11 protein-coding genes are annotated in these 15,039 nt (G+C 64.4%); 2 read left to right on the top strand and 9 right to left on the bottom strand.

Translation table 11 applies throughout. The features are described 5' to 3' along the window. Window positions 1–181 precede the first annotated feature (181 nt). Window positions 182–1,513 carry a sterol desaturase family protein gene (locus KF708_01355; GenBank protein MBX3411333.1) on the bottom strand — a complete coding sequence of 444 codons (1,332 nt, stop codon included), beginning with the start codon at window positions 1,511–1,513 and terminating at the stop codon, window positions 182–184. Between the two features lie 474 nt (window positions 1,514–1,987). Here KF708_01355 and KF708_01360 point away from each other — a divergent pair, with 474 nt between their 5' ends. Then, window positions 1,988–3,541, top strand: a complete 1,554-nt coding sequence (locus tag KF708_01360; GenBank protein ID MBX3411334.1) for a diguanylate cyclase — start codon at window positions 1,988–1,990, stop codon at window positions 3,539–3,541. A gap of 19 nt (window positions 3,542–3,560) precedes the next feature. Here KF708_01360 and trmB read toward each other — a convergent pair whose 3' ends face one another. From trmB to trpD, 6 genes are all read right to left on the bottom strand, one after another. Beyond that, a complete protein-coding gene (trmB, locus tag KF708_01365) occupies window positions 3,561–4,199 on the bottom strand; it encodes a tRNA (guanosine(46)-N7)-methyltransferase TrmB (protein ID MBX3411335.1) in 639 nt (212 codons plus the stop codon). A gap of 56 nt (window positions 4,200–4,255) precedes the next feature. Further along, window positions 4,256–5,089 carry a rhomboid family intramembrane serine protease gene (locus tag KF708_01370; protein MBX3411336.1) on the bottom strand — a complete coding sequence of 278 codons (834 nt, stop codon included), beginning with the start codon at window positions 5,087–5,089 and terminating at the stop codon, window positions 4,256–4,258. 36 nt (window positions 5,090–5,125) lie between these two features. Further along, complete coding sequence (locus KF708_01375; GenBank protein ID MBX3411337.1) at window positions 5,126–5,644, bottom strand: beta-hydroxyacyl-ACP dehydratase; 519 nt, start codon at window positions 5,642–5,644, stop codon at window positions 5,126–5,128. A 397-nt stretch (window positions 5,645–6,041) separates the two neighbouring features. Continuing rightward, a complete protein-coding gene (locus KF708_01380) occupies window positions 6,042–8,852 on the bottom strand; it encodes an MMPL family transporter (protein ID MBX3411338.1) in 2,811 nt (936 codons plus the stop codon). 256 nt (window positions 8,853–9,108) lie between these two features. Next, window positions 9,109–10,308 (bottom strand): MFS transporter, encoded by a 1,200-nt coding sequence (locus KF708_01385; protein MBX3411339.1) that lies wholly within the window; start codon window positions 10,306–10,308, stop codon window positions 9,109–9,111. Continuing rightward, a complete protein-coding gene (gene trpD, locus KF708_01390; protein ID MBX3411340.1) occupies window positions 10,305–11,318 on the bottom strand; it encodes an anthranilate phosphoribosyltransferase in 1,014 nt (337 codons plus the stop codon). Before trpD ends, KF708_01385 begins: the two co-directional genes overlap by 4 nt. Before the next feature lie 220 nt (window positions 11,319–11,538). On the opposite strand from trpD, the gene KF708_01395 reads away from it, so the two are divergent. Then, window positions 11,539–12,483, top strand: coding sequence for a nucleoside hydrolase (locus KF708_01395; GenBank protein MBX3411341.1), 945 nt, complete (start codon window positions 11,539–11,541; stop codon window positions 12,481–12,483). Window positions 12,484–12,555: 72 nt separating this feature from the next. On the opposite strand, the gene KF708_01400 is transcribed toward KF708_01395, so the two are convergent. Together KF708_01400 and KF708_01405 are read right to left on the bottom strand one after the other, a co-directional pair. After that, complete coding sequence (locus KF708_01400) at window positions 12,556–14,268, bottom strand: flotillin family protein (GenBank protein ID MBX3411342.1); 1,713 nt, start codon at window positions 14,266–14,268, stop codon at window positions 12,556–12,558. Further along, a complete protein-coding gene (locus KF708_01405) occupies window positions 14,261–14,896 on the bottom strand; it encodes an NfeD family protein (protein MBX3411343.1) in 636 nt (211 codons plus the stop codon). The genes KF708_01400 and KF708_01405 overlap by 8 nt, the downstream gene beginning before the upstream one ends. Window positions 14,897–15,039 lie beyond the last annotated feature (143 nt).

Raw genomic sequence — 15,039 nt, forward strand, 5'->3', positions numbered from 1 at the left:
TTAAGCCGTACGGCCAGGACGCAAACGCCGCACGACGGGGCATTTGTTGCGCGGTGCTAGCGATTTTTGGCAGTGAGCGTCCTCGGCGAAGGACGCGCGCCCACCCGCACGAACTGCCGAATCGGGCGCGCGAGAAGCGCAAAGATTGCCGATCGACAGGCGGCCGACGGGCGCTCCGCGATCAGTTGCTCGCCGCGGTCGTGTCGCGTGCCGTCAGGCTGGGAAACGCCGGCTCGACCACTACCACAGGCTCCTCTGGCAGGAATACGTCGCGGAAAGCTGCCAACCACACGATCGAGGCCACCAGGTAGAGCAACGCCCCGGTCGAGATCGCGATGAACCAGGGACTGGCCGTGTTCATCAGCGCAAGTGTCACGGAGAAAAGGAGCAGGCGTCCATGTTCCAGCCGGTAGGCCCAGGGCTTGCGCTCGAAGACAGCGCCGAATGCCAGCAATGAGACGACCACCAGCGCCGTCGGCCAGAGCAATTGCCATCGCGGTACGTCGCGCGAGGCCATCACCGAGACGGCCATCACCGTGGCCAGAACAAACTGCAGCACGACGTAGAGATTCAGCCAGCCGGGAATCCGCGTATGGTATTTCACCACGCTCTCGGCCGAGATATCGGGCGTCGGGGGACGCTCGGGGAGACCGCGTGGTTGCCAGCCGGGGGGCTTGAACCAGATCTTGATCTTGTCCGTGAAGTAAGGGGCCTGCCGGGCGACCTCCCAGAGCTCGACATACTCATGCACGTTGGCCCAGAGGGGGTTCCAGCTCGAGAGGGGCCGCACGATGCCGTAGACCGGCTCTTCTTCTTCAGCCTGGAACGTGCCGAACAGGCGATCCCAGATGATCAGCGTGCCGGCATGGTTCTTGTCGAGGTATTTCAAATTGCGGCCGTGGTGGACGCGATGGTGCGACGGGGTATTGAGGATCCACTCGAGCGGTCCGAGACTTTTGATGAGTCGCGTGTGGATCCAGAACTGGTAGAGCGTGTTGAAAGACGACATCGCCACGTACCACAGCGTCGGGAATCCGATGATCGCCAGCGGCAGATAAAACACCCAGGAAAAGAAGGGCTGGAACGTGCCCTGCCGCAGAGCGACCGCCAGGTTGTATTCCTCACTCTGGTGATGCACCGCGTGCGCCGCCCAGGGGGCGTTCATTTCGTGGCTGGCGCGGTGGAACCAGTAGTAGCAGCAGTCGACGCCAAGGAACAAAGCAATTGCCGCGCCCCACTTGGCCGCACCGCTCCACTCGGCGATCGACAAGATCGCCCAGTGCTCGTAGAGCAACTGGTACGAGAGCAGGAGCACGGTGCCGAAGAACGTCCCCGAGACAACCTGGAGCACGCCGCAGCTCAGGTCATTGATCGAATCGTGCAGGCGATAGACCTTCTTTTGTTCCCAGCGCGCGGCGAGCACCTCGATGCCGATCAAGATGAAGAAGAAGGGCACGGCGTACGTGATGTACGGGATGTCGCTTCCCAAGACGCGGTCGATCAGGTCCAGCATGCTCGATTTTCCTCGCCCAGCGCACGATCGATCGTGAGAGAGGAACGGCTCTCTCCTTGAGCCGATTCTGGCAGACCGCCCTACGAGGTCAAGACGAAGAGAGGCACACCCACCGGCACGACAGCCCCCGATTTAGGGCGAGCCGTGTTCCTGATGGTCCATGGTTACAGAACGGCCAGTTGACATGCAGTCGTTCGATGGGGAACCAACGTAGGGGCTGTTTATGGCGGTTGTCGGGGGAGCCATGCGACGGCAACCCCCTAGTCCGTCACGAGGTTTTTTCGGGGGGGGAGGGCAGGGCTCTTTGCACCTTTGTGCAAGCTATGTTTAGCGAGTGCTTTGCCCCGAGAAACCGGGGCCAGGCTGACCTAAGTTTTTCTGCGCTCGGATTGTGCGCGGAGCGACCGACGTGCGTGCCAGTCGTGGCCTCAGGCCGACCGGCGCCACGTTCCAGACCCCTCGGCGACCGCATCTATGGCTCCCAAGCCTCTCCAGATCCTCGTTGTCGACGACGACCCGGCGATCGTTCGGCTCGTCACGCAAATGCTGTCCACCGCGGGCTACGAAGTGCGCGAGGCCCAGGACGGCCGCGAGGCGCTCGAGATGATTCACGAGTCGTGCCCCGACCTCGTGATCAGCGACTGGGACATGCCGGAGTTGAACGGGCTGGAACTCAGCCGGCAACTTCGCCAGGACGAACTGCCACACTATGTCTACGTCCTGTTGCTGACAGCGAAGACTCATTCCGACGACATGATCGCGGGGCTGGCCGCGGGGGCCGACGACTTCGTGTCGAAGCCGATTCGTTCGGGCGAGCTGTTGGCCCGCATCGCGGCGGCACGGCGGATGCTGGAACTGGAGCGCCTCCTGCGGGCCAGCTCGAAGGAAGATCCGCTCACCGGGGCGATCAATCGTCGCACGTTCTACGAGTTGTTCGATCGCGAGTGGAAGCGGTCGGTACGCTACGGACTGCCCCTGTCGTGCGTGCTGCTCGACATCGATTTCTTCAAGAAAATCAACGATACGCATGGCCACCCGGCGGGCGACTCGGTACTGCGCGCCGTCGCGAAGTTTTTGCACGCGCAATGCCGCGCCACGGAGTATGTCTGCCGTTACGGGGGGGAAGAGTTCTGCGTGCTGCTGCCCGAGACCGATGAGCGGGGCGCGTCGATCTGGGCCGAGCGCGTGCGGGCGGCCCTATCCGAGCTCGTCGTTCCCGTCTCCGGGGGCGCCCTGCGCGTGACGGGAAGCTTTGGCGTCGCCGAGCGTCTCGACGACATGCGCGGCCCCGAAACGGTGGTGGACGTGGCCGATCAGGCCCTGATCGTCGCCAAGCAGTCGGGACGCGATCGTGTCGTCACGGCGCGCAGCCTGGGCGACGCCATGTCGAACCTCGCCAGCGGCAAGCACGACAATCCGCTGGCGGGCGTGTTGGCGCGCGACGTGATGGGCGTGCTCGTTCATTCGCTCCACCAGGACGATAACATCCAACGCGCCGCCGAGTTCTTCCTGCAGTTGCGACTCGGGTCGGTGCCGGTCATCGACGACGACGGCAAGCTCGTGGGGGTCGTCTCGGAGAAGGACCTCATGACGCTCGACGTGTCGGGCGAATCGTGGGACCGCAAAGTGCGCGACATCATGAAGCGGAACGTCGTCTGCTACGAAGAAACGGTGCCGGCAGAATCGGTGTTCCAGTTCTTGTGCCGCGTGTCGATCCGCCGCGTGGTGGTGGTGCGCGATGGGCATCCCACGGGCATTATCAGCCGCAGCAGCCTGATCCGCTGGTTCCGCAACTGGGTGCTGACCAATCGCGACCAACTGCCCGACCACGAGGCGGAACGCAAGCGCTTGCACGCGGGAGTCATGCTGACGGCCCGAGCCCTAGCCGAATGTGCCGAGGCACTGCCCGGCAAGCTCCTGCTCGATGAGCGAAACTTCATCCCCTACGCCGTGGGCGAAGCCACGCGGATGCAGGAGCTGATCAACGATCTGCTGGGACACTGCCAGAGCGTGGGCACGGCGTACTAACCGCCGCTGGCGGCAGCCCCTACTTTACCCATTCGCTGCGGTAGATCGGCGCCCCGTGCTGCCGCATGCGGCGCTCGAAGTGGGTGCGGAAGTCGAGATCGTGCTCGGCCGGTTTTTCGACCACCTCGAGGGGCCCCTGCAGTTGCGTCTCGCTGCGCAACAGCTCGAGCGAGGCTTCGAAGTATTCGGACACGTCGGTCCAGAAGTGAAGGCGACCGCCCGGGATCAGCGTGCGCTGTACGTGACGCACGAACTTCTCGTTCATGACGCGGCGCTTGTGGTGGCGCTTTTTCCACCACGGATCGGGAAAGTAGACGTGTACCGCGACCAGGCTCGCATCGGGCAGCAACTCGTCGAAGAGACGCATCGCGTCCCCCGAGAGCACCCGGGCGTTGCGCAGGCCGCGCCGGGCGAGCCGCGCCGCGGCGAAGCGGGCATACTTCGCGGCGATCTCGCTCCCCAGGAAATTCACGCCGGGTTCGGCCGCGGCGGCGCCTTCGAGAAAGAGCCCCTTGCCCGAGCCGACTTCGACCGCCAGCGGCGCCTCGCGTTCAAATAGCGCAGCGCTGTCCCAAGGCCGTGGCAACTCGTCGAAGGTCGACAAGTGGGGCGAAAGGTCGAGGGCGGGGCTGATCGTTCGCAGTGCGCGGCGTCCCATCGGTGCTTCAACAAGTGGTGCGGTTCGGAAGGCGGGCCAGCCCGATGCGGCCCGATTCAGGGAACGAGACTGGGATCGTCTTGGCGGAGATCGAGCTCTCGCTGGCGATCGGTCTCGCCGGTTCCATCATGGGGCTCATGAGGTCCAGCGTCCAGCAGGTACATAACGATCATGCCGCCCAAAAAGCCCCCCACGTGGGCCCACCAGGCCACGCCACCATTCATGCCCAGTTCCACGGTCTGCGTGGCATTGAGCAGTTGGCCGAGGAACCAGACGCCTAGGACGACGATCGCCGGGATGTCGGCAATGGTCACGAAAATGATCAGGATGACCAGCGTGCGGACCTTGGCGTGAGGAAACGTCACGACGTAGGCGCCCAGCACCGAGGCGACGGCCCCGCTGGCCCCGATGACCGGCACCATGCTGTGGGTATCCTGCGCCCAGTGGACGGCCGCGGCAATCAAGCCACCGAGCAGGTAAAAGCCGGCAAACAGCGTGTGCCCGAGCCGGGCCTCGATGCTGTTGCCGAAGACGAGCAGGAACCACATATTGCCGATGAAATGCACCCAACCGGCGTGCATGAACATGGCCGTGAACAACGAGGCGATGATTTCCCGCGTGTCGGCCTCGAGCCGCTCGGACTCGTTGATCTCGTACCTGACGGGTAAGTGCTTGTGCTGTTCGTATCGCCGCAGATTGACGTCGATCGGCTGGTGCGTCTGCAACTGTTCGATGCGGGCCGGTATGAAGCCGCGGTGCAGCACGACGCGCTGCTGCGTGAGGTCGTCGAGCGTGTAGCTCCAGACGAGCGCGAGCAGATTCAACACGATAATCGCGATCGTGGCGTAGGGAACGCCGCGTGCCGGATTGTCGTCATGCAGTGGAAACATCGGACCGGCACGGGCAACAGGTGGGTTTGCCGCGCGTCAGGAGTTGGCCCGCACGGTATCGAGCAGGTTCTTGGGCAGAGGGATGCCCTTGATCCCCCCTTCGCATACCAGCGTCTGGTCGACGTAGCATTCGAAGCGGCAGACGATCATCGCTCCACGTCGGATGCGCAGCAACTTGGCTCCGATTACCAGTCGACTGCCGGGGAGGACGGGATCGCGAAAACGGACATCTTCCAGCCCGCCAAAGCCGACCATCTCCGCCCCGAGCAGGTCGTGCTTTTGCGAGTAGTAGCTGCAAAGCTGGGCAGCGGCCTCGCACATCACGACACCCGGCATCAACGGCATGCCCGGCATGTGCCCGCGCACCCAGAACTCGTCTTCCGTGATGTCCTTGTAGCCGACGCAGATGTGATTCTGGGCATCTTCGAAGACGATCGCGGTAAGCTGCTCCATCTCGAAGCGTTGCGGGTTGTAGCGGCGAATCTCTTCCAGATCCGCCACGACATGGTTGAAGTCGACCTGAGCAAGGTCGATCATCGGTTCGCGCTGCGACACAGCGGACCTCCTGTTAATGCTGCTTGAACGCACGGAACGCTCCAGAGTTCCGTCGCGCATCGAGGTCGCGGAGACGCCCTTCTCGCGATCGCTCGACGCTTACTTGCCGCCGGTTAGGTGCGCAGATCTTTCCGCTTCAGGCGGCGGGCCTTGCTGTTGGCCGGACGCTTGCCGTGGTTAGCTTTCTTCAACTTACGATGGGGCTTCGCCATGACTCGATCGTTCCCGTCTCTGTGTTGGAAGATGGTTGTTTCGGTTGAGGAGCCCGGGGCCGGCGAGCTCGAAGGCTAAGTCTACTCGTCGGCGCGAGATATGAAAAGGTCGTGGCACGAACGACCTTGATACGCAACAGGTTGCGCGCGAACCAATGGGGCGGGCACGGCACGAGGGGGGACGATTAAGCGGCGCTTTCCCGGGGGGCCGTCGACGGGAGGCGGCCTGCCTTCCGCGTCGGAATCACCGGCTCGTTGGGGGGATCTTGCCAGAAGAACTGGGGCTCCTCGTCGTGGGGCAGCTCTCGCCCGCGGAGTCCGTCGTTGGAGACTTCGGCGCGGCCGCTCGTGAAGATCGTGAGCAACGCCGGCAGAATCACCAGGGCCGAGAAGGTGCAGCAGGCCACGCCGATCGTGAGGATGCGTCCCAGGCTCTGCATGCCCTGGTGCGCGGCGATCATCATGGCGCCATAGCCGACGATGGTCGTCAGCGAATCGACCAGCACCGCCACGGCCGTCGAGGGGGCCATGCGATAGGGCCCCTTCTGGTCGAGGAAGTCGTGGACGATATGCACGCCGTAGTCGACGCCGAGCCCCAGGATCAGCGGCAGGGCGATCATGTTCGCGGGGTTGAGCGGGATGTTCAAGGTGCCCATCAGGCCAAACATCTGCACCATGCCCAGCCCCAGCGGAAGAGCGGCCAGGGCGGCGAAGCGAATGCTGCGGAAGTCGAGGAACAACACCGCGATGATGATGACGGCCGCGTAGATCGAGGCCTCTTCATAGCTGCTCTTCATCTGGAAGGTGCCTTCGTAGGCCTGCAACGGATTGCCCGTCACGCGGGGATCGACCTTCCGCACGTCATGTACGAAGCGTTCGAGGTGTTCCATCTCCCAGATGCTGCCCTTGCCGTAGATCTTGAGCAGATGGCGGCCATGCTGGCCAACGAAACGATCGACGAGGCTCTCGGGCAGATCGGTGAGTTGCGGCGGCTCGGGGCTCGACATCTGACCGAGCACGTGCAGGCGGCTCAGCAAATCGCCCGCCATGTGCTGTTGAAAGGTCGAGAGCAACTCGTAGCAGCGTTCCGCCGGCAGGCGGCGGAGCAGATCGCGCGCCTGGGCCAGGTACTGCGCACAGGGGGCGCCGCTGGGACTGCGCGAGACCAATTCCTGCGCACGCGCCAGCGCCAGGCCAAGCTGCTCGGGGGGCGAAACATCGATCAGCGGAGGACGCTCGGGCAGCGAGGCCAGGCGTTCGTTGATGCGCCCGATGATCGGTTTCTTCACCTCCTCGTCCGGCGGCAGTAGCGAGACGATTTCTTCGATCCGTTCGACCGAGTCGAGCTTGAGGAACTCGGCCTTGCGCGCCAGCAGTTCCTCGCGGCTGTCGGCGATCGACAGGGCGTACCACAGGCTTTGATTACAGGCCGAGAGAATGCGCTGCTCGAGCTCGACGCTTTCGAGTCCGCGCGGCTGCATGTTCAGCAGGTTGTGGTCGTACCACAATCGTCCCAGGCCAAGCCCCACGAGCGCCGTCGCCGCCAGGGTGGTGATCGCCGTCAGGCGCGGCATGCGCACGAACGGTTTCAACCAGGTATGTACCGGCAACGGTTTGGGAATCGAGCTGGTCCAGGGCAGGCGATCGACCAAGCAGATGGCCGCCGGCAGAACGTAAAGTTGCGAGACGGCACACAACAGCAGGCCACCGCCGGCGATGATGCCCAGTTCGGCGACCCCCAGAAAATCGGTGAAACCCGCGGCAAAGAAGGCCACGGCGGTCGTAATCGCGCCGGTGGTGATCGCCGGTGAGACGCCGGTGGCCGTCGTGAGCAGCGCGTCGCGCGGCGAATCGGTATGCTCGCGGACTTCGAAGTAGCGGGCAATGAAATGGATGCCGTAATCGATGCCGATGCCGATGAGCGAGACGGCGAACGTCACGCTGTAGATGTTCAGGTGGCCGACGGAGAGGGTGACCCAGCCAAACGACCAGGCCATGCCCGCGAGCAGTACAAGATTGGCCAGTATGGCATGGCGCAATCCGCCAAAGCCGGCCACGATGAGCAGGCCGACGCCGACAAAAGACAAGGCGCTCGCATAGACCAACGAGCGATTGCTGGTCCGCATCTCGTCATTTTCCATCACGGGCAGGCCGGTGACGCCGATCTTTACCTCGGGGTGCCGCGCGGCGACGCGGCCGGTGAGGTCGCGCAGGGCGTCGACGCCGACGCTGTTACCCTCGAAGTTCGCTTCGCTGGGGGCCATGCGCAGCAGTACCATGCCGAGCTGGCCGTCGCGCATGAGCAGGTATTCGGAGTTGAGCTCGCTCAAGGTGGAGAAGGAAGCCGGCATCGCGGGCCAGGGAGAACGGTACTCGCCAGGCGAAGAGAGCATCGAGACCAGGCCTCCCGCCAGGCGTTCGAGTTCCAGCGCGCTGGGCGGAGGTTGCGCGGTCCCGAGTTGCTGCTGCTCTTGTTCGAGACGCAGCGCCAAACCGGCCGCCATGCGTCCGACGTTCAAGCGGGTCCACTCTCCGCCGTAGATCGGCTCGACCTCGCCGACAAACGACTCGATCCCTTGCAGCTCTTGCGGCGAGAGATAGTGCAGGCCTTTGGCCTGAATCTTGCTCAGGTCGACGCCATGCAGGACGCCGTGGAACAGCTTGTCCTCGCGGGCGAGCATGGCCGAGATCTCGCGCAGCACGGGCACGACCTGCTCGCGGCCGGCGCCTTCGACCACGACGACGGCGTCGTCTTCGGCGCCGAATTCATTCGTGTACTCGCGCCACAGGCGGGCGTATTCGTTGTCGGGATCGACGAGATCGCTACGGCTGGTGCGGTAGCCGATGTAGGCATTCGAATAGAGCAGGGCGGCTATCGAGAGGGCGACGGCCAGAGCGACCGTGGCCACCGGGTAGTCGAGGACCACGCGCGTCGAGAGATAGAACGCTTGCTCGATGCGCGTGCGTTTGTGGTGAGGATTCCTTCCCCCTGACATGCCAACCGCCAATCGTTCGCGTTCTGGCGCGGATGGGGCGCGCAAGCGCCAGATTCCCTTCTGCCGCGGCCAGTTGGGGCGGCATTCTAGCCCCAGGCCGCGAAAACCAACAAGACGAGTCTGGGGGGCGATTTCCGGTGGCAAGTCGAGATTTTATCGACCCTTACGGATTTTTCATGATTGCCGCAGGGGGGAGCTCGCACGGAGGGATCGGCGTGGGGCAAACGCGAGCCGCACGCCGTCCGGCCCGAGCGGCTCAGGGGGGGCTGGCGTGCGTGGGACGATGCCGCAGGCGGAGCAGCCAAAGCGAGAGCACGCCGGCGGCGATCGTGAGCACCGCGAGCGCCGAGTAGGTACGCAAGCTCGACTGCATCCACCCGGCGAACGAAGCGCCGAAGCTGCCGACCCCAAAGCTCATCGTATTGCTTACGCCGTACGCCAGGCTGCGCCGTTGCGAAGAGACGTAGCGTGCCACGAGCGAGTTGTAGATCGGCTGATGCATGAAATGGACCAGGGCAAAGAGAGCCGCCGCCACGACGCGCCAGATTCCGTCGGCTACCGCCATCCAGAAGAGAAAGGGGGCCATGCCAAACAGCACCGCCGAGAGGAGCGGTTCGAGCGTCGTCGGTCGGGCGATGCGACCGGCAGAGTATTGTCCGATCACTCCCGCTAAAAGCACGCTGGCCGTCAGCAGATTGCCGACCGAGTCGCGCGGCATGCTGCCGAAGCCGAGGTGCGCCTCGTCCAGATAGCGGGGAAGAAAGTTCAGCAAACCGGCGTAGATGAAGCCGGCCATCGCTCCCAGCGCGATCAACAGCAGAAAGGCCGCGCGGTTACCCTCGTGCGCGGGCACGGCCACCGGATCGACCCCCACGCGCCGGGCCATGCGCTCTTGATGATGATCGCGCAAATAGATGGCGATCACCAAGGCGAGGGCACAGCCAGGCAAGGCGAGCAGCAGGTAGTATTGCCGCCAGGAAAGGCCCAGCCAGAGGGCGACCGCCGCGATAAAGGGTCCGCCGGCGATGCCCACCGAGCCGAAGATGCCGTGAATCCCCAGGGCGCGGGTATGCGTTTCGTCGGTCGTCTCGTGCGAGATCAGCGCCAAGCCGGCGGGATGATAAATGCTGGCGAAGGTTCCCATGAGGAACATCGAGATGAAGAGCAGGGCCAGGCCGGGCGACCAGGCCGCGAGGATCGACGTCGCGGCGCAGCCGGCGAGATAGATCACCAGCAGCCGTTTCGAGCCAAAACGATCGACCAGCCAGCCGGCGGCAAAGGCGCACAGCCCGAAGGGAAAGCGCCACATGTTGCCCAGCGCGCCGGTGGTTTCCATGCCGACATGAAAGTCGCGCGCGACCAGTTGCTCGACGCTGGGAAGCGAGAGCTCGTAGACATGGACGAGCGCATGCGCGCAGGAGACGAACAGCACGAGCCGCAGGGTCGCACGGTTCATGGTCGCGATCGCTCGACGAGCCGGGCTAGCAGGTCTTGCGCGGCGCCCGTGTCGATCGCCGCGGCAGCGAGCGTGGCACCTTCCAGGGGCGTTGGCGCGCGGCCCGCCAGCCACAAGGCAGCACCGGCATTCAAGAGGACGATGTCGCGCGCGGGGCCGGGGTCGCCGGCCAGGATGCGGCGAATCGTGGCGGCGCTGTCGGTCGGACCTTCGACCGCTAGGGTATCGAGCGGTTGCTGCTCGAGGCCGAAATCGGCCGGTTGCCATGTGAAACTACGCGGCGGAGCGCCGCGCCGGATCTCGATCACGTCGGTCTGCTCGCCCAGGGTGACTTCGTCGAGACCATCGCGCCCATGCACGACCAGGGCGTGCTCGGTGCCGAGCATGGCCAGGGCCTCGGCAATGCGTTCGCGGAGATCGGCCCGGCCGACGCCGAGCAGTTGAAACGGAGCGCTCGCCGGGTTCGACAGGGGACCGACGAGATTGAAGATCGTCGGCACCGCCATCTGGCGGCGCACCTCGGCCACGCGCCGCATCGAGCCGTGAAACAGCGGCGCGAAGCAGAAGCAGATGCCGAGCTCGTCGAGGCAGCGCTCGACGGTGGCGATGCTGGCCTCGACGTTGACGCCAAGCTCGGCCAGGACATCGGCCGAGCCGCTACGGCTGGTGAAGCGGCGATTGCCGTGTTTCGCCACGGGCACGCCAGCGGCCGCCGTGACCAGGGCCGCCGCGGTGCTGATATTGAAGGTCGAGGAGCCGTCGCCGCCGGTGCCGCAGGTGTCGAGCAAGCCCGGGCGACTCGAGCGAATCGGCGACATGTTTTGGCGCAAGGCCGCGGCCGTGCCGGCAATTTCGGCCGCGGTTTCTCCCTTCATCCGCAAGCCGGAGAGAAACAGGGCAATCTCTTGATCGCTGGCCACGCCGTCCAAGATGGCTTCGACCGCCCCCTGGGCCTCGTCGAAGGTGAGATCCTCGCCTGCGGCCAGCCGGCCGATCGTCGCAGTCAGCACGCGTCACTCTCCGGAAAAATGGGGCCTCGCCGTGTGCCGTTCGATTGTAGTGAGGCGGATGCGCGGTCGATAGTCTCGGCTCACGACCTCGGATGCTCTACCTTGTTGCTCGCAGGCTGTAACCCTACAATCGCGGCATTCAGGAAGGTGCGATACGCGGAGCCTGAAGCGGGCTCGCCTGTCGCTCGTTACGAAGCAACTCACGCTACGGACGCGTCTCATGGCAAGGAAGGTTATTCTCGATGTCGATCCCGGCATCGACGACGCGGTCGCCGTCACGATGGCGCTGTTCGACGAGCGGCTCGATGTACAGGCGGTGACGGCGGTCGCCGGCAACGTGGGGGCGGAACAGGCTTCGCGCAACGTGCAGGCCATCATCGAGCAGTTGGACCCGCCGCGTTGGCCGCGCATCGGGGTGGCCAGCGACCCGGACAGCCCTCCCTCGATCGATACGCGGCATCTCTTCGGGGCCGATGGGCTCGGCAACGCCAACTTCCAGGTGGCCGAGTTGCACCATCGCCACTTGTCGGAAAAAGTCATCGCCGAAGTGGTCCGCAGCTCACCCGAGCCGGTTACGCTCGTCGCTTTGGGGCCGCTGACCAACGTCGCGCGGGCCTTTCAGCGCGATCCCGAGTTGCCCACCTTGCTGGGCGAGTTGGTCATTATGGGCGGTTCGCTTGCGGGGATCGGCAACGTCACGCCGGCCGCCGAGTTCAACATCTTCTACGATCCGCTCGCGGCACGGTCCGTGTTGCGGTCTGCCAGCACGATTACGCTGATACCGCTCGATATCACCAATCAGGTGCTGGCCGGGTACGACTTTCTCAATCAATTGCCCGACGATTCGACCCGGGCGGGGCATTTTCTGCGGACGGTCGTGCCCCATGCATTCCGTTCGCACCACCAGACGCTGGGACTTGAAGGCATCCATCTGCACGATGCCGTGGCGCTCGTGTCGGTGCTGCATCCCGAGTTGTTCGCGCGCGAGTTGATGGCTTGCGACGTCGAAGTCGCCGGCGAATTGACGACTGGCGCGACCGTGTTCGATCGCCGTCCGCCGGCGCCGAAGTGGCGCCGCAACGTGAGCGTGGCGACCAGCGTCGACGCCGCCGCCGTAAAGGATTGCATCCTGCGATGTCTGCACGGCGCCGCGCGTCAGGGCTGATTCGCTCGATCTGGAGCCGCGCGCCATGCCACACGACGAAACGTGGGCCTTTTGTAGCGAGTGACGATGCTTTTATGCCTTCGGCGGTAGTGTCTCGCCGTTGTCCTTGCCATCGACTTCGGCCGTGCGGACCGCCGGAGTGTCGTCGGCGCCGAAGCGGACCAGCGCCTCGGGCAACTCCACGCCGCCGATGTCGCGCAGCACCTGCATCATCGGGGGCATCGAGCGGGCCATCCCCTGCAGGAAGTTCGACGTGTTGCTGTGGCCATTCTGGCTGCCGCCCCCTTCCCAAACCACGACCTTGTCGAACTTGATGTTCGAGATCGCCTGGGCCGAAGCGGTCGCGAGCTGATCGAGGTGCTCGAGTATGAGCATCTGGAAGGCCTCTTTCGAGCCCCCGCACGCCTCGATGATGCGCTGCAAGCCTTCCCCCTTCTTAGCGAGAATTTCGTACTGGCCGCGAGCTTCGGCCTCGAGCTTGGCGAAGATCGCCGCCGCCTGGCCTTCGGCCTCGATGCGGCGTCGTTCGGCTTCGGCTTCGGCCTCGACGATCGTGCGGGCCTTTTCGGCCTTGGCCGGGGCTTCGAGCGCCGCACGGCGTTCGGCCTCGACCCGCGCGGCCTCGGCCAGGGCGGCCTTGGTCATGGCGTGGTTCTGCGCTTCGAGCACGGCGGCCTCGGCTTCGCGTTTGCGCGTTTCGGCCAACTGGTACGCCTCGGCCTCTTTGACTTGCAGGGCGGCTTTCGAGGCCGCCACTTCCGCCGCCGCCGCGTTTTCGCCGGTCACCGCCTTGGCGTTCGCATCGGCTAGGCGGATACGCATCTCGCGTTCGGCGTCCTTCACCTTGGCGTCGCGTTCGAAGGCGGCCGCCTGTTCGCCGATCACGGCCTTGGCGTTCGCATCGGCCAGGCGGATACGCATCTCGCGCTCGGCATCCTTCACCTTGGCGTCGCGTTCGAAGGCGGCCGTCTGCTCGCCGATCTTCTGTTCCTTGTCGAGTTCGGCCACGCGGACCGACTGCTCGCGCAGGGCCTCGCGGGTACCGATCTCGCGGAGCTTGATGGCGTTCGTGACCTGGATCACCTTATCGCGTTCGGCCTCGGCCACGCGCGTTTCGCCCAGCTTTTCCTGTTCGGCGACGTCGCCGCGGGCCTGCTGAATCGCGGTCGAGGCGGCCTTCTGGCCGATGGCTTCGATATAGCCCGACTCGTCCGTGATATCGGTGATGTTGACGTTGATCAGCACCAGCCCGATCTTGCGCAGCTCGGGCTCGAGCGAATCTTGAATATTATCGAGGAAGGATTCGCGATTGCGGTTGATCTCCTCGATCGGCATCGAGGCGATGACCTGTCGCAACTGGCCGAAGATGATGTCCTCGGCCTGTTGCTTGACTTCGTTCGTATTGAGTCCCAGCAGGCGGATGGCGGCGTTCTGCATGACCTCGGGCGAGGTGCCGACGGCGACGGTGAAGACGCTGGGGACATTGACGCGGATGTTCTCGGCCGAGAGGGCGCCGCGGAGCGGGATCTCGATCTGCATCGGCTCGAGGCTCAGGTACGAGTAGTCCTGAATCAAGGGCCAGACGAAGGCCGCGCCACCATGCACGCAGCGCGCCGTGTCGCCGGCGCCGACCTTACCGAAGATCACCAGCACGCGGTTGCTCGGGCAGCGCTTGTACCGCTGCTTGAGCAGCATCAAGAAGCTGAACAGCACGACGCAGACGAAGAACGCGATCACCCCTAGCCAGATGAGCGTTTCGATGGCGATGATTCCTTGATCAGGCATGGAGAACCTCTTCTGGATTGGGCGCCGCGACGACCTCGACGGTGTCGGGTCCGATAATGGCTGTCACGACAACCGTAGCTCCTGTCGGTAGCGTGTCCTGCTCGGTCACGGCACGGTATTCCACCGTGCGATTCTGTAAAGTCAGCGTTACCTTGCCGTGACCGCTGCGACCCGCGGGAACGCGCAGGTAGACGGTGCCGGTTTTGCCGACCGCGCGGTCCATGCGGACGGTACCGTCGGACTTGAGCCGGACCATGAGTCGCATCAGGTAGTAGACGCCATACATGGCGCCGAAGCCGGTGAGCAGGGCCACGACGAAGCTGGCCGCGGGGCCGAGGGTGGTCGAGTTGGCCGCCAGGCCGCCGAGGCCGAAGAAGGCCACCGCGGCCACCACGGTGCGGTAGGTGATGATGCCAAAAAACCACGTCGAGCCGTGGTGATGATCGGCGCCGTGATCGCCCGCGTCGCCGTGGTGCAGGTCGCCGGCGTCGACGTCTCCCGGCATGTGTTCGAAATCGATCCCGCTGGCATCGTCCGCGTCATGCGAGAGGCCCAGGAGCGTGGTGACGAACTGGAACAGTAGCACGGTTCCACCGATCACGGCACAGACGGCATAGAAGTATTCCATGTCGATGCTCCCCCCTGGCGGCCTCTAGAGACCGAAATCTCGATTCGATACTACTTGCGGATATGATCCCGCAATTCAAGGTCCTGTCAAACTCAACGGCCGAGTAGGGCCAAACGGAGTGGCCGCGCACTTCGACGTTCTTC

It is taken from the genome of Pirellulales bacterium, assembly GCA_019636335.1.
Taxonomy (GTDB): Bacteria; Planctomycetota; Planctomycetia; order Pirellulales; family JAEUIK01; genus JAHBXR01.